At 73.1% G+C, this 21,323-nt stretch carries 22 protein-coding genes; 8 read left to right on the forward strand and 14 right to left on the reverse strand.

Annotation, left to right across the window (positions count from 1 at the left end):
- A partial coding sequence (locus tag B7P34_RS14475) for a Stk1 family PASTA domain-containing Ser/Thr kinase (RefSeq protein ID WP_146166820.1) occupies positions 1-1,043 on the forward strand: 1,043 nt, incomplete at its 5' end.
- The gene (locus B7P34_RS14480; protein ID WP_106676548.1) at positions 1,040-1,936 is read left to right on the forward strand and encodes a deoxyribonuclease IV; all 897 of its coding nucleotides are present in this window, start codon (positions 1,040-1,042) and stop codon (positions 1,934-1,936) included. The genes B7P34_RS14475 and B7P34_RS14480, both read left to right, overlap by 4 nt.
- 15 nt (positions 1,937-1,951) lie before the next feature.
- Here the strand turns inward: B7P34_RS14480 and B7P34_RS14485 are convergent, their stop codons facing one another.
- A complete protein-coding gene (locus B7P34_RS14485; RefSeq protein WP_106676550.1) occupies positions 1,952-2,584 on the reverse strand; it encodes a sulfite oxidase-like oxidoreductase in 633 nt (210 codons plus the stop codon).
- A 155-nt stretch (positions 2,585-2,739) separates the two neighbouring features.
- Here B7P34_RS14485 and bfr point away from each other — a divergent pair, with 155 nt between their 5' ends.
- Positions 2,740-3,228: a bacterioferritin gene (gene bfr, locus B7P34_RS14490; RefSeq protein WP_030364678.1), complete on the forward strand. Its 489-nt coding sequence runs from the start codon at positions 2,740-2,742 to the stop codon at positions 3,226-3,228.
- A 15-nt stretch (positions 3,229-3,243) separates the two neighbouring features.
- Here bfr and B7P34_RS14495 read toward each other — a convergent pair whose 3' ends face one another.
- Positions 3,244-3,498, reverse strand: coding sequence for a (2Fe-2S)-binding protein (locus tag B7P34_RS14495; RefSeq protein ID WP_106676551.1), 255 nt, complete (start codon positions 3,496-3,498; stop codon positions 3,244-3,246).
- 122 nt (positions 3,499-3,620) lie between these two features.
- Positions 3,621-4,970, reverse strand: a complete 1,350-nt coding sequence (locus tag B7P34_RS14500; RefSeq protein WP_030364676.1) for a class II 3-deoxy-7-phosphoheptulonate synthase — start codon at positions 4,968-4,970, stop codon at positions 3,621-3,623.
- Between the two features lie 212 nt (positions 4,971-5,182).
- On the opposite strand from B7P34_RS14500, the gene B7P34_RS39715 reads away from it, so the two are divergent.
- Together B7P34_RS39715 and B7P34_RS39395 are read left to right on the forward strand one after the other, a co-directional pair.
- Positions 5,183-5,239 carry a trp operon leader peptide gene (locus B7P34_RS39715; RefSeq protein ID WP_223267853.1) on the forward strand — a complete coding sequence of 19 codons (57 nt, stop codon included), beginning with the start codon at positions 5,183-5,185 and terminating at the stop codon, positions 5,237-5,239.
- 91 nt (positions 5,240-5,330) lie between these two features.
- On the forward strand, positions 5,331-7,298 hold the full coding sequence (locus B7P34_RS39395; protein WP_106676554.1) for an anthranilate synthase family protein: 1,968 nt from the start codon (positions 5,331-5,333) through the stop codon (positions 7,296-7,298).
- A 51-nt stretch (positions 7,299-7,349) separates the two neighbouring features.
- Here B7P34_RS39395 and B7P34_RS14515 read toward each other — a convergent pair whose 3' ends face one another.
- Genes B7P34_RS14515 through B7P34_RS14530 form a run of 4 tightly spaced genes read right to left on the reverse strand, consistent with a single transcriptional unit; the run spans position 7,350 to position 11,169 of the window.
- Entirely contained in the window at positions 7,350-8,381 is a 1,032-nt protein-coding gene (locus B7P34_RS14515) for a 6-phosphofructokinase (protein ID WP_106676556.1), read from the reverse strand.
- Positions 8,382-8,428: 47 nt separating this feature from the next.
- The gene (locus B7P34_RS14520; RefSeq protein WP_106676557.1) at positions 8,429-9,121 is read right to left on the reverse strand and encodes a response regulator; all 693 of its coding nucleotides are present in this window, start codon (positions 9,119-9,121) and stop codon (positions 8,429-8,431) included.
- On the reverse strand, positions 9,118-10,344 hold the full coding sequence (gene macS, locus B7P34_RS14525) for a MacS family sensor histidine kinase (RefSeq protein ID WP_223267848.1): 1,227 nt from the start codon (positions 10,342-10,344) through the stop codon (positions 9,118-9,120). The genes B7P34_RS14520 and macS overlap by 4 nt, the downstream gene beginning before the upstream one ends.
- A 48-nt stretch (positions 10,345-10,392) precedes the next feature.
- Complete coding sequence (locus B7P34_RS14530) at positions 10,393-11,169, reverse strand: lysophospholipid acyltransferase family protein (protein ID WP_106676560.1); 777 nt, start codon at positions 11,167-11,169, stop codon at positions 10,393-10,395.
- Positions 11,170-11,295: 126 nt separating this feature from the next.
- On the opposite strand from B7P34_RS14530, the gene B7P34_RS14535 reads away from it, so the two are divergent.
- Complete coding sequence (locus tag B7P34_RS14535) at positions 11,296-12,075, forward strand: alpha/beta hydrolase (RefSeq protein WP_106676562.1); 780 nt, start codon at positions 11,296-11,298, stop codon at positions 12,073-12,075.
- Entirely contained in the window at positions 12,068-12,631 is a 564-nt protein-coding gene (locus B7P34_RS14540) for a hypothetical protein (RefSeq protein ID WP_106676563.1), read from the forward strand. Before B7P34_RS14535 ends, B7P34_RS14540 begins: the two co-directional genes overlap by 8 nt.
- A gap of 117 nt (positions 12,632-12,748) precedes the next feature.
- Here the strand turns inward: B7P34_RS14540 and B7P34_RS14545 are convergent, their stop codons facing one another.
- The 6 genes from B7P34_RS14545 to B7P34_RS14570 all read right to left on the reverse strand — a co-directional run bounded on the left by B7P34_RS14545 (position 12,749) and on the right by B7P34_RS14570 (position 17,909).
- Positions 12,749-13,525 (reverse strand): endonuclease/exonuclease/phosphatase family protein, encoded by a 777-nt coding sequence (locus B7P34_RS14545; RefSeq protein ID WP_106676565.1) that lies wholly within the window; start codon positions 13,523-13,525, stop codon positions 12,749-12,751.
- A gap of 175 nt (positions 13,526-13,700) precedes the next feature.
- On the reverse strand, positions 13,701-14,642 hold the full coding sequence (locus B7P34_RS14550; protein WP_106676566.1) for an ROK family glucokinase: 942 nt from the start codon (positions 14,640-14,642) through the stop codon (positions 13,701-13,703).
- Between the two features lie 57 nt (positions 14,643-14,699).
- A complete protein-coding gene (locus B7P34_RS14555; protein WP_106676568.1) occupies positions 14,700-15,161 on the reverse strand; it encodes a DUF5304 domain-containing protein in 462 nt (153 codons plus the stop codon).
- Between the two features lie 79 nt (positions 15,162-15,240).
- Entirely contained in the window at positions 15,241-16,575 is a 1,335-nt protein-coding gene (locus B7P34_RS14560) for an ArsA family ATPase (protein ID WP_106676570.1), read from the reverse strand.
- 55 nt (positions 16,576-16,630) lie between these two features.
- On the reverse strand, positions 16,631-17,080 hold the full coding sequence (locus B7P34_RS14565; RefSeq protein ID WP_106676572.1) for an SRPBCC family protein: 450 nt from the start codon (positions 17,078-17,080) through the stop codon (positions 16,631-16,633).
- A gap of 67 nt (positions 17,081-17,147) precedes the next feature.
- A complete protein-coding gene (locus tag B7P34_RS14570) occupies positions 17,148-17,909 on the reverse strand; it encodes a metallophosphoesterase family protein (RefSeq protein ID WP_189382779.1) in 762 nt (253 codons plus the stop codon).
- A gap of 291 nt (positions 17,910-18,200) precedes the next feature.
- On the opposite strand from B7P34_RS14570, the gene B7P34_RS14575 reads away from it, so the two are divergent.
- Positions 18,201-19,997 carry an AMP-dependent synthetase/ligase gene (locus B7P34_RS14575; protein WP_106676576.1) on the forward strand — a complete coding sequence of 599 codons (1,797 nt, stop codon included), beginning with the start codon at positions 18,201-18,203 and terminating at the stop codon, positions 19,995-19,997.
- 77 nt (positions 19,998-20,074) lie between these two features.
- Here the strand turns inward: B7P34_RS14575 and B7P34_RS14580 are convergent, their stop codons facing one another.
- Positions 20,075-21,217 (reverse strand): glycosyltransferase family 4 protein, encoded by a 1,143-nt coding sequence (locus B7P34_RS14580; RefSeq protein ID WP_106676578.1) that lies wholly within the window; start codon positions 21,215-21,217, stop codon positions 20,075-20,077.
- Positions 21,218-21,323 lie beyond the last annotated feature (106 nt).

The raw sequence follows: 21,323 nt of genomic DNA on the forward strand, positions 1-21,323 counted from the left end.
AGGACCGGACGAGCGTGCTGCCCCGGCCCGCCGTGCAGCCGCTGCCCGCGGAGGACGGCGAGCAGCAGCTGAACCGGACGACGCGCCTTCCGCAGCCGCCCGCGCCCCCGGTGCCGCCGGCTCCCCCGGCGGGCCCGGGCGGCCGGTTCCGGCAGGTGCCGCGGCGCGGGGTCATCGCCGTGGTGGCGGCCCTGCTGGCCGTGCTGATCGGCACCGGCGTCTGGTACATCAACGCGGGCCAGTTCACGACCGTCCCCGCCGTCCTGGACATGACCCGGGAGAAGGCGGAGAAGACGCTGGACGACGCGGGGCTCGGGGTGCGCGCGAAGGAGGACTTCAGCGACACCGTCGAGCGCGGCCACGTCATCGCCGCCGACCCGGCGCCCGGCAAGCGCATCCGCAACACCGGCAAGGTGACGATCACCCTGTCGCGCGGGCCCGCGCGGGCCGAGGTGCCCAACGTCGTCGGCATGCCCTTCGACGAGGCGAAGAAGAAGATCGAGGGCGCGGGCCTGACCGTGGGCGAGGTCGGCAAGCAGTTCAGCACGGAGACCCCGCTGGGCTCCGTGCTGGCCACCGACCCGAAGCCGGGCGAGCAGCGCCGGCCGGAGGCGCCGGTGGCGCTGACCGTCAGCAAGGGCGCCCCGCTGGACGTGCCGGACGTACGGGGCATGACCGTCGACGCCGCGACGGCCGCCCTGCGCGACAAGGGCTTCGACGCCAAGGTGTCGGACGCCCAGGTGTTCTCCGACCGCGCCAAGGGCTCCGTGGCCGAGCAGTCCCCCGGCACGGGCGACAAGGCCGCCAAGGGCGACACCGTGACCCTCACCGTCTCCAAGGGCAAGGAGATGGTGCCGGTCCCGGACGTCACCGGCAAGAGCGAGGCCGACGCCAAGCGGCTGCTGACCGGCGCGGGCTTCCAGGTGAAGGTCGACAAGCCGTTCTTCTTCCCGCAGGACTCCGTGGAGAGCCAGTCGGTCAAGGGCGGCGAGCAGGCCGCCAAGGGCGACACGATCACCATCAAGCTCAAGGGCGGTCTGTGACGGTGGCGGCGGAGGAACCGACCCCCGGGCGGCTGCGCAACCCCGTGGGCGGCCACGTGCCGGTGGCGGGCGGGCTGGCCAAGGTGGGCCTCGCCTACGCGCGCGAGATGGGCGCGGAGACCCTGCAGGTCTTCGTCGCCAACCCGCGCGGCTGGGCGACCCCGGCGGGCAACCCGCGCCAGGACGAGGAGTTCCGCGCCGCGTGCGCGGAGGAGTCCCTGCCGGTGTGGGTGCACGCCCCCTACCTGATCAACTTCGGCTCGCACACCGGCGCGACGGTCGAGCTGTCCGCGGAGTCGATGCGGCACTCGCTGCGCCGCGGGCGGGCCATCGGCGCGCGGGGCGTGGTCGTGCACACGGGCTCGGCGACGGGCGGGCGGCCGCGCCGCGCGGCCCTGGAGCAGGTCCACGAGCGGCTGCTGCCGCTGCTGGACGAGCTGACCCACGACGACGACCCGTGGCTGCTGCTGGAGCCCACGGCCGGCCAGGGCGCCTCGCTGTGCTCGCTGGTTGCGGACCTCGGCCCGTACTTCGAGGCGCTGGAGCACCACCCGAAGCTCGGGGTGTGCCTGGACACCTGTCACGTCTTCGCGGCGGGCCACGACCTCGCCGAGCCGGGCGGCATGAAGCGCACGCTCGACGAGCTGGTCTCCGTGACCGGCGAGGGGCGGCTGAAACTGATCCACGCCAACGACTCGAAGGCCGCCGTGGGCGCGCACCTGGACCGGCACGAGAACATCGGGGCCGGCCACATCGGCGCCGACCCGTTCGGGGAGCTCTTCCGCCACCCGGCGACGGCCGGCGTGCCGCTGACGATCGAGACGCCGGGCGGCCCCGCGGGCCACGCCGCGGACGTGGCCCGGCTGAAGGAACTGCGCGACGGCGTGCTCTAGCGGGCCGCGGGGGGCCTACAGCTCGGGGCCCTCGCCGGGCTGTTCCTGGTAGGAGTAGCGCTGTTCGCGCCAGGGGTCACCGATGTTGTGGTAGCCCCGCTCCTCCCAGAAGCCGCGCCGGTCGGCGGTCATGTACTCCACGCCGCGCACCCATTTGGGCCCCTTCCACGCGTACAGGTGCGGCACGACGAGGCGGACGGGGAAGCCGTGCTCGGCGGTGAGCTGCTCGCCGTCCTTGTGCGTGGCGAACATCGTCTGCCCGGCGGCGAAGTCGGCCAGCCGCAGGTTCGAGCTGAAGCCGTACTCGGCCCACACCATCACATGGGTGACCCCCGGTGCGGGCGGCGCGAGTTCGAGCACCGTGCGGGCCGAGACGCCGCCCCATTCGGCGCCGAGCACGCTGTACTTCGTGACGCAGTGCAGGTCGGCCACCACCGTCGTGTACGGCAGGGCGGTGAACTCGTCGTGCGTCCAGCAGTGCTTGTCGCCGTCGGCGGTCGAGCCGAAGACGCGGAACTCCCAGCGGTCCGGCTTGAACCTCGGCACCGGGCCGTAGTGCGTCACCGGCCAGCCGCGCTGAAGTCGCTGCCCCGGCGGCAGCTGGGGGAGCTCCCCTTTGCGGCTTTCGGTGTTTTTCGAGGGCCCCATGCCCCCATGGTGTCAGACCTTTCGCGCCACCGTTGACCAGGGGTTCCCCTATACGGACAACTCCCACTAAGTGTGCACTTACTGGACGGTCCCGAAGGGCGGTGCGAGGATGCGCGCAACCTGCCAGTCACCCCTGCTTGGAAGGAGCCTCTGCGATGCAGGGCGACCCCGAGGTCATCGAGTTCCTGAATGAACAGCTGACTGCCGAGCTGACCGCCATCAACCAGTACTTCCTGCACGCGAAGCTGCAGGAGCACCATGGGTGGACGAAGATCGCGTCTCATACGCGCGCCGAGTCGTTCGACGAGATGCGGCACGCGGAGACCCTCACCGACAGGATCATCTTCCTGGAGGGCCTGCCCAACTACCAGCGGCTGTTCCACGTCCGGATCGGCCAGACGATCACCGAGATGTTCCAGGCCGACCGGCAGGTGGAGGTCGAGGCCATCGACCGCCTGCGGCGCGGGGTGGAGGTCATGCGGGCCAAGGGCGACATCACCTCGGCCAACATCTTCGAGTCGATCCTCGCGGACGAGGAGGACCACATCGACTACCTGGACACCCAGCTGGAGCTGATCGAGAAGCTCGGCGAGGCGCTGTACATCGCGCAGTTCATCGAGCAGGAGAACGGCGGGGCGGACTGAGCCCCGCGAAAGCCGCTAGGCCGCCTGCGGCTGCGGCAGAGCGGCTATCCCGGCGCTGAGCACGCCGGGCTCCCCCTGGTCGGCCGGCTCGCGGCGCGGGCACGCGCCGCGGCCGAGCAGTGCCTGGATGCGGCGCACGCAGCCGCCGCAGTCGGTGCCCGCCTTGCAGGCGGAGGCTATCTGCCGGGGCGTGCACGCGCCCTTGCCCGCGTGCTCACGCACCTGCTGCTCCGTGATGCCGAAGCACGAGCAGACGTACACGCGGTTCACCGCCCAGCCGGATTGATCAATAAGGTAACCCTAACCTTACCCGGCCCGGTGGCCGGAAAACAACGCAGTGGGGCGCGGATCACTCGATCCGCGCCCCACCGGCCGTTCCGTGTCACCGACTCCTACTGGTCGCGGTACATCTCCGCGACGAGGAAGGCCAGGTCCAGCGACTGGCTGCGGTTGAGGCGGGGGTCGCACGCCGTCTCGTACCGCTGGTGCAGGTCGTCGACGAAGATCTCGTCGCCGCCGCCCACGCACTCGGTGACGTCGTCACCGGTGAGCTCGACGTGGATGCCGCCCGGGTGGGTGCCGAGGCTCTTGTGGACCTCGAAGAAGCCCTTGACCTCGTCCAGCACGTCGTCGAAGCGGCGGGTCTTGTGGCCCGAGGCCGCCTCGAAGGTGTTGCCGTGCATCGGGTCGCAGATCCACGCCACCTGGGCGCCGGAGGCGGTGACCTTCTCCACCAGCTCGGGGAGGTGGTCACGGATCTTGCCCGCGCCCATGCGGGTGATGAACGTGAGCCGGCCCGGCTCGCGCTCCGGGTCGAGCCGCTCGATCAGGGTGAGGGCGTCCTCGGCCGTCGTGGTCGGGCCGAGCTTCACCCCGATGGGGTTGCGGATCCGGGAGGCGAACTCGATGTGCGCGCCGTCCAGCTGGCGGGTGCGCTCACCGATCCAGACCATGTGGCCGGAGACGTCGTACAGGTTCCCGGTGCGGGAGTCCGTACGGGTCAGGGCCGACTCGTAGTCGAGGATCAGGGCCTCGTGCGAGGAGTAGAACTCGACCGTCTTGAACTCCTCCGGGTCCGTCCCGCAGGCGTTCATGAAGTTCAGCGCGCGGTCGATCTCGCGTGCCAGGGCCTCGTAGCGCTGCCCGGACGGGGAGGACTTCACGAAGTCCTGGTTCCAGGCGTGCACCTGCCGCAGGTCGGCGTAGCCACCGGTGGTGAAGGCACGCACCAGGTTCAGCGTGGCCGAGGAGGCGTGGTACATCCGCTTCAGCCGCTGCGGGTCCGGCGTGCGGGCCTCGGCGGTGAAGGCGAAGCCGTTGACGGAGTCGCCGCGGTAGGTCGGCAGGGTCACGCCGTCGCGGGTCTCGGTCGGCTTCGAGCGCGGCTTGCTGTACTGACCGGCGATCCGGCCGACCTTGACGACGGGCACCTGGCCGGCGTAGGTCAGCACGGCGCCCATCTGGAGCAGCGTCTTGAGCTTGTTGCGGATCTGGTCGGCGCCGACGGCGTCGAAGGCCTCGGCGCAGTCGCCGCCCTGGAGCAGGAACGCCTCTCCACGGGCGACCGCTCCCAGGCGCTGGCGCAGCTGGTCGCACTCGCCCGCGAAGACGAGCGGCGGATAGGACTCGAGCTCGGCGATCACATCGCGCAGAGCCTCTTGGTCCGGCCATTCGGGCTGCTGCGCCGCGGGAAGGGAGCGCCAGGTGTTGCCACCGGCGTGGATTTCAGCGTTCACGGTCACGCTCCAACCCTACGGGGTCGCGGCAGCTGTCCGGCCGCCGGACCGCACTTTGAGACACGCGCCGAGACGGGCCGGGACGGGCCCGGACGGGCGGGGCGGCACACCGCGGGGTGCCGGGCGCCCACCGCGCGCCCCCGGAAGCTCCTGTTCCGGCAGGCCGGTGGAGTCCCTTACCCGTCGGTAGCGGGGGTGGTTCGGGTAGGGTGCCCAGCATGTTCGCGCAGCAGACCCGTACCTGGTGGTGGACCGCTCAACCGGCGGCCCACTGATCGCGCGTACACGAAACGCATCGCGAAGGCCGCCCGAGGGGCGGCCTTCCGCGTTTCCCGGGCCGTTCCTCCCTCACCGGAAGGAACCCCCATGACCAGCGTCACCGCACCGGCCGCCGGCACCGCCGCCCTGCTCACCCGGCTGACCGGCCCCGGCTGCCCGCCCTTCGCCCTCCTCCACCGCCGCACGCCCGGCCTCCCCCGCGGCGCCGGCGACACGGGGGAGGCCGGCGGCACCGTCGAGCTGCTCCTCGGCCCCGTCGAGGAGCACGACCGCCTCGCCGACATCCCCCTGCCCGCCGGCCCGCCCGGCGAGGGCCGCCCCGTCCACGACGCCCTCGCGCTCGTGCCCTTCCGGCAGATCCGCGAGCGCGGCTTCGACGTCCGCGACGACGGCACGCCCCTGGTCGTCCTGCGCCCGGAAGAGAGCCACGAGCTGCCGCTCGACGAGGTGGCCGCCGCGCTGCCGGCCCACGCCGTACGGGTCGAGGGCGGCGCGTTCGACGTGAGCGACGACGCCTACGCGGACATCGTCCGGCGCGTCATCGACGACGAGATCGGCACCGGCGAAGGCGCCAACTTCGTCATCCGGCGCACCTTCGAGGGCGAGATCCACGGCTTCGCGCCCGCCGACGCCCTGGCCCTGTTCCGGCGGCTGCTGGCCGGCGAGCGCGGCGCGTACTGGACGTACGTCGTGCACACCGGCGAGCGCACCCTCGTCGGCGCCAGCCCCGAGGTGCACGTGCGCATGTCCGGCGGGACCGTCGTCATGAACCCCATCAGCGGCACCTACCGCTACCCCGCCTCCGGCCCCGCCAAGGACGGCCTGCTGGCCTTCCTCCACGACCGCAAGGAGGTCGAGGAGCTGTCCATGGTCGTGGACGAGGAGCTGAAGATGATGTGCACCGTCGGCGACATGGGCGGCGTCGTCGTCGGACCGCGGCTCAAGGAGATGGCCCACCTCGCCCACACCGAGTACGAGCTGCGCGGGCGCTCCTCCCTCGACGTGCGCGACGTGCTGCGCGAGACCATGTTCGCCGCCACCGTCACCGGCTCGCCCGTGCAGAACGCCTGCCGCGTCATCGAGCGCCACGAGCCCGGCGGGCGCGGCTACTACTCGGGCGCCCTCGCCCTCATCGGCCGCGACGCCGGCGGCGCCCGCACCCTGGACTCGCCCATCCTCATCCGCACCGCCGACATCGACCGCCGCGGCCGGCTCCGCGTCGGGGTCGGCGCCACGCTCGTGCGCCGCTCCGACCCGTACGCCGAGGTCGCCGAGACCCACGCCAAGGCGGCCGGCGTCCTCGCCGCCCTCGGCGTCTCCGCCCCGCGGGCGCCCCGGCCCGCGGGACCGCCCGCCCGGCTCGCCGACGACCCGCAGGTGCGCGCCGCGCTCGACGCCCGCCGCGCGGACCTCGCCCCGTTCTGGCTGCGCATGCGGTCCGCGGAGAGCGCCTCCGCCGCACGGCTCACCGGGCACGCCCTGGTGATCGACGGCGAGGACACGTTCACGGCCATGCTGGCCCACCTGCTGCGCACGTCCGGCCTGCGGGTGACCGTGCGGCGCTACGACGAGCCCGGCCTCCGCGAGGCCGCCCTGACGCACGAGGGGCCCGTCGTCCTGGGCCCCGGCCCCGGCAACCCCGCGGACGCGGCCGACCCCAAGATGCGGCTGCTCCGCGGCCTGGCGGCGGAGCTCCTGCGCGGCCACCGGTACGGCCTGCTGGGGGTGTGCCTGGGGCACGAGCTGCTCGCGGCCGAGCTGGGGCTTGCGATCGTCCGCAAGGACGTGCCGTTCCAGGGCGCGCAGGAGCGGATCGACTTCTTCGGGAGGCCCGAGACGGTGGGCTTCTACAACACGTTCACGGCACGGTGCACCGCTGCCGCGGAGGCGGAGCTGGCGATGCACCGGGTGGAGCTGAGCCGGGACGCCGGCTCCGGCGACGTCCACGCGCTCCGCGGCCCGGGGTTCGCGGGGGTGCAATTCCACCCGGAGTCCGTCCTGACGTTGGACGGGTCCGCCATCGTGGCGGAACTGCTCGCGAGCGTTCTGGTCTGACGCCCCCGGGTGGTGCCTGGAAGCGTCATGACGCTTCCAGGCACCCTGTTCTCAGCCGAAGAAGACCTTCACCTCCTCGTACCGTTCGACCGGCACCGTCTTCAAACGGGCCGTCGCCTCGGCCAGAGGCACCCGCACGATGTCCGTCCCCCGCAGGGCCACCATCCGCCCGAACTCCCTCCCCCGCACCGCGTCGATCGCGTGCAGCCCGAACCGCGTCGCGAGCCAGCGGTCGAACGCGCTGGGCGTGCCGCCCCGCTGCACGTGGCCCAGGACCGTGGTGCGGGCCTCCTTGCCCGTGCGCCGTTCGATCTCCTTCGCGAGCCACTCCCCCACGCCGGACAGCCGTACGTGCCCGAAGGCGTCGTGCGACGTGCCGTCCTTGAGGACGAGATCGCCGTCCTTGGGCACGGCGCCCTCGGCGACGACGACGATCGGGGCGTAGCTCGCGCGGAAGCGGGAGGTGACCCAGCCGCAGACCTCGTCGAGGTCGAACCGCTGCTCGGGGATGAGGATGACGTTGGCGCCGCCGGCGAGGCCGGAGTGCAGGGCGATCCAGCCGGCGTGCCGGCCCATGACCTCGACGACGAGGACGCGCATGTGGGACTCGGCGGTGGTGTGCAGCCGGTCGATGGCCTCGGTGGCGATGCCGACCGCCGTGTCGAAGCCGAAGGTGTAGTCGGTGGCGGAGAGGTCGTTGTCGATGGTCTTGGGGACGCCGACGCACGGGATGCCGTGCTCGCTCCAGAGCAGGGCGGCGACGCCGAGGGTGTCCTCGCCGCCGATGGCGATGAGGGCGTCGACCTCGTCCTCGGCGAGGTTCTCGCGGATCCGCCGGACGCCGCCGGGCTCCTTGAAGGGGTTGGTGCGCGAGGAGCCGAGCACGGTGCCGCCGCGCGGGAGGATGCCGCGCACGGCGGGGATGTCGAGCCGGGAGACGGCGCCGTGGAGGAGGCCGCGCCAGCCGTCCCGGTAGCCGATGAATTCGTAGGAATGGTCCTGGACGCCCTTGCGGACGACGGCGCGGATGACCGCGTTGAGGCCGGGGCAGTCACCGCCGCCGGTCAGCACTCCGATCCGCATGACACTCTCCTTCAGCCGGAGGACGCCGCCGCGGCCGGAGTGCGCGGTCAGGCGTCGTCGAGACCTCGCTCTATCGCGTAGCGCACGAGCTCCACGCGGTTGTGCAACTGGAGCTTGCCCAAGGTGTTCTGCACATGGTTCTGCACCGTGCGGTGGGAAATAACCAGCCGCTCGGCGATCTGCTTGTACGACAGCCCCTTGGCGACGAGGCGCAGCACCTCGGTCTCGCGGTCGGTGAGCCGGGGGGCCTTGGGCTCGTCGGGGGCGGCCGGGGCGGGGTCGGCGGCCAGCCGCCGGTACTCGCCGAGGACGAGGCCGGCGAGGCCGGGGGTGAAGACGGGGTCGCCGGCGGCGGTGCGGCGGACGGCGTCGACGAGCTCCTCCGTGCTGGCCGACTTCAGCAGATAGCCGGTGGCGCCGGACTTCACGGCCTCCAGGACGTCGGCGTGCTCGCCGCTGGCGGAGAGGACGAGGACGCGCAGGGCGGGGTTCTCGCCGACCAGTTCCTTGCAGACGGCCACGCCGGGCAGGCCGGGCAGGTTGAGGTCGAGGACGAGGACGTCGGGGCGGGCGGCCTTGGCGCGGCGGACGGCCTCGGGGCCGTCGCCGGCGGTCGCCACGACGTCGTGGCCGGCGGCGGCCAGGTCGCGGGCCACGGCGTCGCGCCACATGGGGTGGTCGTCGACGACCATGACCCTGACCGGGTGCTGTGCTGCGGTTTCGGCTGTGGTCTCGCTCATCGCTGTTCTCTTCCGTTCCCCCGTGGGACCTTCAGTTCGACTTCGGTGCCCTGGCCCGGGACGGACACCAGCTCGGCGCTGCCGCCCAGGTCGCGCAGGCGCCCGCGGATCGACAGGGCGACGCCCATGCGGCCCTCGCGCTCGGCGTCCGCGAGGCGGCCCTCGGGGATGCCGGGGCCGTCGTCGCGCACGCTGACGATCACCGCGTCGGGCTCGTCCTCCAGCAGGATCCAGGCCCGCGCCCCGTCGCCCGCGTGTTTGCGCACGTTGTCCAGGGCGGCGCCGACGGCGGCGGCGAGCTCGGCGGCGGCGGCAGCCTCCAGCAGGACGGGGGTGCCCGGCCCGGCGAAGGAGACGTCGGCGCCCGCGTGCGGCGCGAGCAGGGCCCCCACGTCGATGGGGCCGGCGGGGATGCGCGGGGCGTCCTGCGCGGAGCCGGCCGGCTCCGCGTCCCCGTCCTGCTCCCCGGCCGAGCGCTGCGGAGGCAGCAGGCCCCCGGCGACCAGGGTGCGCAGCGCGATCTCCTGCTCGCCGGCCATCCGGCCGAGCTCGGCCGCCTCGCCGCCCAGCGCGGCGCCGCGCCGCTGCACCATGGCCAGCACCTGCAGGACGCCGTCGTGGATGTCGCGGGCGAGCCGCTCGCGCTCGCGGGTGGCGGCCTCGATCCGCAGCGCGCGGGCGAGGGTGCGCTCACTGGCGCGGGCGACCTCGACGATGTAGCCGATGGCGATGCTGGAGACCCACACCAGGAGCACGTTGTGGACGGTGTCCCGGGCGGGGCTGCCGCGCTCGGCGAGGTTGGCGACGGCCACCAGGGTGGAGCCGACGGCCGCCCAGCGCCAGCCGCCCTTGATGGCCAGGCCCAGTACGGCGCCGCCGGTCCAGATGGACGGCAGGGTGGCCGCACCGCCGTCGATCCGCGCCGGGGTGTCGACGGCGGCGGTGACCAGGATTCCGGCGAGTGCGACGGCCAGGTCGGCCGTGAGGAACCGCTTGGTGCAGCGCTCGGGCGCCGAGGTCCGGTTCCACGTGAGCGCCATCCACCCGGTGAGTACGCCCATGTAGACGGCGCCGGCGAGCGGATGTGCGTACTCGTGGTAGTTGACGGCGAAGATGGTCAGGGCGTAGCAGAGCGTCAGCACGCGGTAGCCGGTGAGCGCGCGCCACAGCGGCAGCTCCACCGACATCCGTACGACGCGCGGCTTCCTGCTGCGCGGTGTCATCGACCAACCTCCGAGCCGGGCGCCCCGCGCACCGGCTGCCGCTTCCCCTTACTCGCCGCCCTGATCGGCCTTGTCGGCCTTGTCCGCCTTGTCGAGTCCGGCGGCCTTGGCCGCCTTCTCCTCCTCGGCCTTCCGCTTCGCCTCTTCCGCGATCTGCCGCTTGGCGGCGGTCGCGTAGATGTCCACGTACTCCTGGCCCGACAGCTCCATGATCTTGTACATGACCTCGTCGGTCACCGAGCGCAGGATGAAGCGGTCGCCGTCCATGCCGTGGTAGCGGCTGAAGTCCAGCGGCTCGCCGATCCGGATGCCCGGGCGCACCATCTTGGGCAGCACCTTGCCCGGGGGCTGCACCTTCTCGGTGTCGATCATGGCGACGGGGATCACCGGCGCCCCGGACAGCAGGGCCACCCGGGCGAGACCGCCCGGCTTGCCCCGGTAGAGGCGGCCGTCGGGGGAACGCGTGCCCTCCGGGTAGATGCCGAAGAGCTCACCGCGCTCCAGCACCTCCAGCGCGCTCTTGACCGCGGCCTCGCCCGCGCCGCGGGCACCCGAACGGTCCACGGGCAGCTGGCCGACGCCCTTGAAGAACGCCGCCGTCAGCTTCCCCTTGACTCCGGGGGAGGTGAAGTACTCCTGCTTCGCGATGAACGTGACCTTGCGGTCCAGCACCGCCGGGAGGAAGAAGGAGTCCGAGAACGACAGGTGGTTGCTCGCGAGGATCGCGGGCCCGTCGGCCGGGATGTTCTCCAGGCCCTCCACCCACGGCCGGAAGGCAAGCTTCAGCGACCCGCCGATGGACACCTTCATAGCGCCGTAGAACAACCGAGAACCTCCTGTGTGTGACGAGGAGACCTTAACCTGCCTACCCGCCGTGCGGCGCTCCGCGTACGCTGAGGGCCGGACCCCCCGTGTCCTCCCTTACCCCCGCATCACCGATCGGAGATCCCGGTGCCGCTCCTCCCCGGAGCCGAGCCGTTCCGCCACGAAGGCGGAGAGGTAGGCGTCCTCGTGTGTCACGGCTTCACCGGTTCCCCGCAGTCCGTGCGGCCCTGGGCGGACCATCTGGCGGAGCGCGGCCTGAGCGTCTCGCTGCCGCTGCTGCCCGGCCACGGCACCCGCTGGCAGGACATGCAGCTCACCGGCTGGCAGGACTGGTACGCGGAGGTCGACCACGCGCTGCGGGAGCTGCGGGAGCGCTGCTCGCAAGTGTTCGTGTGCGGCCTGTCGATGGGCGGGGCCCTGGCCCTGCGGCTCGCGGCCCGCCACGGGGACGCCGTCAGCGGCGTCGTGCTCGTCAACCCGGGCAACAAGGTCCACGGCGTCGCCGCGAAGGCGCTGCCCGTCGTGCGCCACTTCGTGCGCTCCACCAAGGGCATCGCCAGCGACATCGCCAAGCCCGGCTCCGAGGAGACCGGCTACGACCGGGTGCCGCTGCACGCCGCCCACTCGCTGCGCCGCTTCTTCCAGCTCGTCGACGCCGAACTTCCGCAGGTCACCCAGCCGTTGCTGCTCATGCACAGCCCCGAGGACCACATCGTGCCGCCCGCCGACTCGGCCCGCATCCTGGCCCGGGTCTCCTCGCGGGACGTCACCGAGCGGCTGCTGGAGAACAGCTACCACGTGGCCACGCTCGACCACGACGCGGAGCGGATCTTCGCGGACACCTACGCGTTCATCGGCCGGCTCTCCGGCGTCGGCTCCGAGGAGGGGACGGCCGCCCGTGGCTGAGCGTGACGCGGGCCGCGACGAGAGCCGCGACCCGCTCGACGAGGACGCGGCCTGGGCGGAGCTCGTCGCCGCGTACGGGGAGCAGCCCGATCCGGAGAAGGGGCGCTGGCCCGCCACGGGCGGCGACGCCGAGGCCGGTGCCGCTGCCGCTGAGGGCGAGGCGGAGAAGGACGCCCCCGCCGGGCCGGCACCCTCGCGGGAGGAACCGCCCGGCAGCTTCATCGTCTACGCGCCCGGCGTCGGTCCCCGCGACTGGAGCACGCCGGAGACCCCCGAGGACGACGCGGCCGAGGGAGACGGGGCCGACGAGGGCCACTTCGTCCCGCCCGAGCCGCCGCCCCTGCCCACCGGAGACGTCACGGCCCGCTTCGCCTGGATCGCCGTGCTGGGCGGCCCGCTGCTGCTCCTGGTCATGGTCCTGCTGCAGCAGCCGCTCACGTGGTGGCTGACCACCATCGGCATCGGCGGCTTCCTGGGCGGCTTCGCGACGCTCGTCCTGCGGATGAAGGACGGCGACGAGGAGGACGACGACCCGGGGCGCGGAGCGGTGGTGTGAGCGCTCAGGAAAATCCGAGCGCCCAAGAAAATCAGAGCCGTCCCGGGAAAAGTGCCGTCCCGGGAAAAATAGAGCCGTCCGGCGATTGAGGACCGGGGTCCGGGGCGGAGCCCCGTGCTACGAGGCGGGCACCCGCAAGGCGGCCAGCACCGGCAGGTGATCCGTGGCGGCCCGGAGATCACCTTCGGTGATGCCGGGCAGCCCCATGGGAACCCCGCACCCCAGCACCTCCACCCCCTCCGTCGCGAAGACCGCGTCGATCCGCTGCAGCGGATCGCCCAGCCGGGTGGTGTGCTCCCGCCCCCACGGCTTCGTCGCCCAGCCGTCCTGCAGGGCGCCCGCGAGCAGGCCGAACGTGCGGCCGTCGGGCCGGTCGTTGAGGTCGCCCGCGGCGACGGCGTGCGGCACGTCCAGGGCGGCGAGCCGGTCGAGGAGCAGCCGGCCCTGCTCGTGGCGCTCCCAGTCCTTGATGCTCAGATGGCAGCTGAGGACCCCGAGCCGGGCCTCGCCGAAGCGGAGCACGGCGGTCGCGAAACCGCGCTGGTGGAGGCCGGGGGTACGGGGCAGCAGGACGTCCTCGGTGCGCTCCACGTGCGCGCGGAGCGAGGAGAGGATCATGGGGCCGGAGGCGGTGGCGCCGCCCGAGACGTACACGAGCCCGGAGGTCCGGGCGAGGCGGGCGGCGGCCTTGCGCCAGCGGAAGAACCGCGGCGCCTCCTGAACGCAGACGACGTCGGGCCGGCAGGCCCGGATCACCCGGGCGAGGGCCGCGACGTCGTCGCGCATGGAGCGGATGTTGTAACTGAGCACGCGGATGACGACGGAGCCGTCGGGCTCCGTCCGGGACTCCGGAAGATCCGGCAGCGCCGCGCCCGTTCCGGTTTCTGAACCCATTCCGCTCCGTCACCTCTCTCCGCCGCGACGGCGGGACGCGAGACGGCGGTGTCCGGCGGTGCCGCACCGGCCTGGGGCCGGCTCGGCACCGCCGGACTCCACCATCGTGGTCGATGTCCGCTGCGGCGGAGAAGATCGCCTGACGGCGGACGGAAACGGGGCCCCCGAAGCGGGGTTACCCCTGACGGGCCAGGTCGGCCGCGCCGACGAGCCCCGCCTTGCCGCCCAGCTGCGCGGCGAGCACCTGCGCGTGGGGGCGCCACTGGCCGCCGATCAGCCAGCGCTTGAAGGACTTGCGGATGGGGTCGAGCACGAGGTCGCCCTCGTCCGAGACGCCGCCGCCGACGATGAACGCGGAGGGGTCGAAGAGCGAGGCCAGGTCGGCCAGGCCCGCGCCCGCCCAGCGGGCCAGCTCGCGGAAGGAGTCGATGGCGACCGGGTCGCCCTGCCGGGCGGCGGCGCTGATGTGCTTGCCCTCGATGCCCTCGACCGTGCCGTCGCCGAGGCCCAGCAGGATCGCGGCGTTCTCGGGGGTCGCGTTGGCGCGCTGCTTGGCGTAGCGGACGAGCGCGCGCCCGGAGGCGTACTGCTCCCAGCAGCCCTGGCTGCCGCAGCCGCAGAGCAGGCCGTCCGGCACGACCCGGATGTGGCCGAACTCGGCGGCCACGCCGAAGCGCCCGCGCCGCAGCTTGTTGCCGATGATGATGCCGCCGCCGAGGCCGGTGCCCAGGGTGATGCAGATGACGTCGTCGTGACCCTGGCCGGCGCCGAAGCGGTACTCGCCCCAGGCGGCGGCGTTGGCGTCGTTCTCGACGACGACGGGGAGGCCGACGCGCTGCTCGACCTTGTCCTTGAGCGCCTCGTGGCGCCAGTTGATGTTCGGGGCGAAGAGGACGGTGGCCCGCTTGTCGTCCACGTATCCGGCGGCGCCGATGCCGACGGCCTCGACCTGGAAGCCCTCGCTGACCGTGCGCACCGCGTCCGCGATGGCGTCGATGACCCCCTCCGGGGTCGGCGGGGTCGGCACCTTGCACGTCGCGAGGATGCTGCCCGCTTCGTCGACCACACCGGCCGCGATCTTCGTGCCGCCGATGTCGACGCCGATGGTGAGTCCCATGTGTCCCTCAGTTTTTCGCTCGAACCCCGCCGGGCCCCACCGTACCGGAGCCGGGGATCAGTCGAGGTCGATGCGTTCGCTCCCGCCCTTGCCCCCGTCGTCGTCGCGGGGGCCGGTGGGCCGTCCGGGGCCGGGGGCGGGCTCGTCGCGGGTCCAGCGGGCCTCCTGGCCCTGGACGGCGGCGCGGTAGGCGGCCAGCAGTTCGGAGCCGGCGGAGGCGAGGTGGTCGAAGACGTCGGGGTTGCGCTCGATGACGGGCTCCACGACGGCCTTGGCCTGGGCGATGACCTGCTGAACGACGCCCTGTGCGGTGCCGCCGCCGGGCAGCTGGATGCCGGAGACCTTGTCGGCGACGGCGTCGACGAGCTTGCGCAGCTCCTCGGCGGCGGTGCCGGGCTGCGGGCCCTGCTGGGCACGGCGGCGGGCGCGCTCCGCCGCGAGGTCCTCGGCGCAGGCCTGCTCCCAGGCGTCGGGGTCGGGCGCCGCCTCGGGTGCGGGGCGCTCGGTGTGATCGCTCATGGCGGCGGCTCCTGGCTCCTGCAACAGGGGTTTTCTTCGACGTTACCCGAAGGGTGGGGTGCCGTTCAGGCAGCGCCGTTCAGGAGGGTCTCGGCCACAGGTCGGGGTCGGGGGTGAAGCGCACGCACAGCGCGCCGTCCCGCAGGCCGGCGCCCGAGACGGTGCAGCGGCGCAGCGCGGAGGGCAGGGGCAGGACGCGGCGGAACGGGCCGACGCCGACGATGAGTTCGTCGCCGCGCCGCAGGAGGTCGATCTCGTCGCGGGCGGCGCCGGGCAGGGGGAGGCGCCACAGCAGCACGCCGTCAGTGGCGAGGCGGTCCTCGACGGTGCGGTCGCCGGCGGCGCTGCCGGTGCCCTGCCAGCCGTCGAGCTCGTCGGTGAGGCCGCGGCCGGGTATGACGCCGACGGCCGAACCGCTGCCCCCCTCTCTCGTGCCGGCGGCCACGCCGATGGTGGTCGAGCGGGCGCGTACGGCGAGCTCGGCGAGGTCCTGCGGGCCGCGCGGGCCGCGCCCGAGGTGCGGCAGTTCGCAGACGGTGACGCCGTCGACGAGGAACTCCTCGTGCAGGGTCTTGTGGGCGGTGCGCTGCTCGGCGGCGAGGCCGGCGAGCCAGGGGTCGGCGGGGGCGGCGTCGCCGGTGGCGCCGGGCAGCAGCCGGTTGGCGACGAGGGCGTCGACGCGGCAGCCCTGGAGGGCGAGCGCGGCGCGGGCCAGGCGCAGTTCGCCGAGGGCGAGGGGGCCGGGTTCGGCGACGAGCCGCACGGTCGTGCCGTCCGCTTCGAGGACGTCCTGGACGGCGGCGAGCTCGGCCTCCCAGCGCTCGGCGGTCTCGTACAGCCGCTGGGTGGGCATGGGCACGCCGGCGAGCTGGGCGAGCATCGGGCGCAGGGCGCGGGCGGCCTGCCGCTCGGCGGGCAGCAGCCGGCGCAGGTAGCGGCGCAGCTGTTCGGGGAGGCCGAGGAGCCGCACGGTGGTGTGCAGGGGCGGCAGGTCGGCGACGAGCAGGTCCCAGGCGCGTTCCTCGTGGGCGGCGCGCAGGGCGGTGAGCAGTGCGAGGGGTTCGGCGCCGGGGAGTTCGGTGAGCTCCTCGGGGTCGAGGGGGCTCGCGCCGAGCAGGTCGAAGAGGGAGGCGCCGCGCTCCTGGAGGTCGCGGGCGCGGTCCTGGAAGTGCTCGCCGGTGGCGATGCGGGCGGCGTGCAGCCCGGGCGCCGCCTCGGCCGGCGGGCCCCAGAGCGCGCCGCCGCCCGGCCCGGGTGCGGGCAGGGCGGTGCCGAGCACGGCTTCGGGTGCGGGGCCGCGGTCGGCGGTGAGGAGCAGGACGCGCCGCCCCTCGCGCGCCGCGGCGAGGGCCGTGGCCGCCGCGGCGGTGGTGCGGCCCGCGCCGCCGGGACCGGTGACGAGGACCGTGCGCAAGGGGGGAGCCTCCAGCGGTGACGTGCGTGGACGGGAGCGGTCGGCGCGCCCGGGGTCAGGAAGCGGTGCCGCTCTCGACGCGCTTCTTGAGGCCGTCGAGGGCCCGGTCGATGATGACCTTCTCCGCCTTGCGCTTGATCATCCCGAGCATGGGGATCTTGACGTCGACGGTGAGCTGGTAGGTGACCTCGGTGTGCTTGCCGCCCGCGACGGGGGCGAGGCTGTAGGAGCCGTCGATCTGGCGCAGCATCTGCGACTTGACCAGCGACCACTTCACCACGCCCGGCTCGGGCCAGCTGTAGGCCAGCACGTGGTCGTCCTTGATGGCGCCCGCGTCCAGCACGAGGCGCACCTGCGTGGCGCGGCCCTGCTCGTCCTTCTCCAGGACCTCGGCCTGCTTGACCTCGCCGGTCCACTCCGCGTAGCGGCCGAAGTCGGCGATCACGGCCATCACCTCGGCAGGGGTCGCCTCGATCGTGATGCTCGAGCTCGTGTGTTCCGCCATCTCCGTGGCTCCTCCGTACCGGTCCGCCGCCTGGTGTCTGCCGCTGAAGGCTACATCGCGCTGCCCGTCACCACTCCAGCACCCAGGGTGTGCCCGTGGAGGCGAAGTGGCCGACGTTGACGCATTCCGTCGCCCCGATCCGCATCCTGCGGGCGAGCGGCTGGTGGACGTGGCCGAAGAGGGCGTAGCGGGGCGAGGTGGCGCGGATGGCGTCGAGGAGGGCTGCGCTGCCGCGCTCGAAGCGCCGGGCGACGGTGTCGTAGCAGAGTTCGGGCACGTCGGGCGGGATGTGCGAGCAGAGCACGTCGACGTGGCCGAGGGCCGCGACCTTGGCCGCGTACTCCTCCTCGGAGATCTCGTGGGGGGTGCGCATGGGCGAGGGGAGGCCGCCGCCGACGAAGCCGAAGACGAGACCGCCGATCTCGGCGCGCTCGCCGTCGAGGACGGTCGTGCCCTCTTGCGCGAATTCCGGCCAGAGCCGGGGGATGTCGACATTTCCGTATGTGGCGTACGTGGGCGCGGGGAAAGCGGCGAAGAGCTCGGCGTACTGCTTGCGGACGGCGCCTTCGATCGCGGCGTCCCGGTCCATGCCGTGCCACAGGCTGCGGGCCAGCTCGCGGGCCTCGGCGAAGCGGCGGGCGGTGCGCAGCTCGACGATCCGGTCGGCCTTCTCCACACCGAAGAGCTCGGGGAAGATGCCGCGCGAGTGGTCCGCGTAGTCGAGGAAGAGGACCAGGTCGCCCAGGCAGACCAGGGCGTCGGCGCCGTCGCCCGCCCGTGCGAGAGCCGTGCTGTTGCCGTGCACGTCGCTGACCACGTGAACCCTCATAGCGCCTCCATACCGATCACCCTAGGCGCTGCGGCCGGGCCTCCGGAAGGGCTGCGACCTGCGGTTACTCCCGTGGTTACTTCCGGGTCACCAAACGGAGGGGCTAGGGTGCGGGAAGCAGTACCGGGGCATGTGACGCAGAGAACATCTGGGCGCAGCCCCCTATTCGAAAGCCGTACTGGTGGGTAACGTCCGGGCAGTCCACTACCCCCCTTGCCTGATCATGGACCGCAGCCGAGCAGCGCCCCTCGAAGACGCGGCGGCGCCGGCGCCCGACGAGGAGCAGCAGTCTTGCGCGAGTTCAGCCTTCCGGCCCTCTATGAGGTCCCTGCGGACGGAAACCTGACGGATCTGATCCGCCGCAACGCCGCGCAGCGCCCCGACGTCGTCGTCATAGGCCGCAAGGCCGGAAACCGCTGGGAGGACGTCACCGCCGCCGCCTTCCTCGCCGAGGTCCGGACGGCCGCCAAGGGCCTGATCGCCTCCGGTGTGCGGCCGGGCGACCGGGTCGCGCTGATGTCCCGCACCCGCTACGAGTGGACGCTGCTGGACTTCGCGATCTGGAGCGCCGGCGGCGTCACCGTTCCGGTGTACGAGACCAGCTCGGCCGAGCAGATCCAGTGGATCCTCAGCGACTCCGGTGCGGTCGGCTGCATCGTCGAGACCGCGGACCACGAGGCGGCCGTCGAGTCCATCAAGGACCGGCTGCCCGAGCTCGCCCACGTCTGGCAGATCGAGGCCGGCGCGGTCGAGCGGCTGCGCGAGGCCGGTGCCGACGTCACGGACGAGGAGGTCGACGAGCGCAGCGCCCTGGCGAACGCCGACTCGCCCGCGACCATCGTCTACACCTCCGGCACCACGGGCCGCCCCAAGGGCTGCGTCCTCACCCACCGCGCGTTCTTCGCCGAGTGCGGCAACGCCGTGGAGCGGCTCAAGCCGCTGTTCAACACGGGCGACTCGTCCGTCCTGCTCTTCCTCCCCACCGCCCACGTCTTCGGGCGCCTGGTGGAGATCTGCGCGATGCTCGCGCCGATCCGCCTGGGCTGCGTGCCCGACATCCGCAACCTGACGGACGAGCTCGCCTCCTTCCGCCCGACCCTGATCCTCGGCGTGCCCCGCGTCTTCGAGAAGGTCTACAACGGCGCCCGCGCCAAGGCCCAGGCCGACGGCAAGGGCAAGATCTTCGACAAGGCCGCGGACACCGCCATCGCCTACAGCCGCGCCCTGGACGCCCCGTCCGGGCCCGGCCTCGGCCTGCGCATCAAGCACGCCGTCTTCGACAAGCTCGTCTACGGCAAGCTGCGGGCCGTCCTCGGCGGCCGGGCGACCCACGCCATCTCCGGCGGCGGGCCGCTGGGCGAGCGCCTGGGCCACTTCTACCGCGGCATCGGCTTCACGGTCCTGGAGGGCTACGGCCTGACCGAGTCCTGCGCCGCGACCACGTTCAACCCCTGGGACCGGCCGAAGATCGGCACGGTCGGGCAGCCGCTGCCCGGCTCGGTCGTGCGCATCGCCGACGACGGCGAGGTGCTGCTGCACGGCGAGCACCTCTTCCAGGGCTACTGGAACAACGAGACGGCCACCGAGGAGGCCATGTCGGACGCCTGGTTCCACACCGGCGACCTCGGCACCCTCGACGAGGACGGGTACCTCACGATCACCGGCCGCAAGAAGGAGATCATCGTCACCGCGGGCGGCAAGAACGTCGCCCCGGCCGTGATCGAGGACCGCATCCGGGCGCACGCCCTGATCGCCGAGTGCATGGTCGTCGGCGACGCCCGCCCCTTCGTCGGCGCGCTCGTCACCCTCGACGAGGACTTCCTGCCGCGCTGGCTCGCCGACCACGGCAAGCCGGCCGGGATGACGCCGGCCGAGCTGGCCGAGGATCCGGAGCTGCTGGCGGACGTGCAGAAGGCCGTCGACGACGGCAACGCCGCCGTGTCGAAGGCGGAGTCGGTGCGCAAGTTCCGCATCCTGCCCGCGCAGTTCACGGAGGCGTCGGGGCACGTGACGCCGTCGCTGAAGCTCAAGCGGAACGTCGTGGCGAAGGACTTCGCCGACGAGATCGAGGCCATCTACCGCCCGTAGCGGCCCGTCGCTCCCCGGTCTCAGCAGAACGGGCCGGATTCTTCCGAATCCGGCCCGTTCCGCGTTGAAGGGGATGCCTAGAGCAGCTCCTTGAGGCGCTCGGCCAGCAGGTCCCAGCGCCACTTCTCCTCCACCCACTGCCGGCCCCGCGCCCCCATGCGCGCGCGCAGCTCCGGGTCCCGCAGCAGCGTCACGATGCGGTCCGCGGCCTGGGCCGGCGAACCGCCCTTCACCACGTACCCCGTCTCGCCCTCCAGGACGGCGTCCGGCGCCCCGCCCGAGTCCCCCGCGACGACCGGCAGGCCCGTCGCCGACGCCTCCAGGTAGACGATGCCGAGCCCTTCGACGTCGAGGCCGCCGCGGCGCGTGCGGCAGGGCATGGCGAAGACGTCACCCGCCCCGTAGTGCGCGGGCAGTTCCTCCCACGGCACGGCGCCCGTGAAGCGGACGGCGCCGGCGACGCCCGTCTCCGCGGCCAGCTTCCGCAGGTCGTCCTCGTAGGGGCCGCCGCCGACGATCAGCAGCACCGCGTCCGGAACGGCCGCCAGGATCCGGGGCATGGCGAGGATCAGCGTGTCCTGGCCCTTGCGCGGCACCAGCCGCGAGACGCACACCACCACGGGCCGGTCCGCGAGGCCGAGCCGGGCGCGGACCTCGTCGCCGCCGGAGCCGGGGTGGAAGGTCTTCTCGTCCACGCCGGGCGGCAGTTGCACCATGCGGGCCGCCGCCTCGTCCGTCAGCGCGGACGCGATCCGCGAGCGGGTGTACTCCCCCAGGTAGGTGAGGGTGTCGGTGCCCTCGCCGATCCGCCGCAGCAGTTGCCGCGACGCGGGCAGCTGCGCCCAGCCCGCCTCGTGCCCGTGCGTCGTGCCGACCAGCCTGCGGGCGCCCGCCCGGCGCAGCGCCGGGGCCATGAGCCCGAGCGGGGCCGCGGCCCCGAACCACACCGAGGTGCAGCCGTGTTCGCGCAGCAGGTCCGCCGCCCGCCGGGTCACCCGCGGCGTCGGCAGCAGCATCGTGGTGCGGTCGCGGACGACCGGGAACGGCTGCTCGGCGTCGAAGCGCGCGGTGGCCTCCGCGCCCTCCTGGCCGCGCTTCCACGTGGAGGCGTAGACGACGATGCCCGACGGGTCCAGGCGCAGCGCCATGTTGTGCAGGAACGCCTGGATGCCGCCGGGGCGGGGCGGGAAGTCGTTGGTGACGACGAGAGTCTTGTCCATCGCCGTCCGACAGTACCGGGTGCGATCGGGGGCAGTCGGGGCCCCGTCCCGCCACGTCACGGCGTATGGACCGGCCGGGGCGGCATCATGCCTTGCAGTAGCGGCG

Origin of the sequence: Streptosporangium nondiastaticum, assembly GCF_003011965.1 — a bacterium.
In the GTDB taxonomy this organism is placed as follows: domain Bacteria; phylum Actinomycetota; class Actinomycetes; order Streptomycetales; family Streptomycetaceae; genus Streptomyces; species Streptomyces nondiastaticus.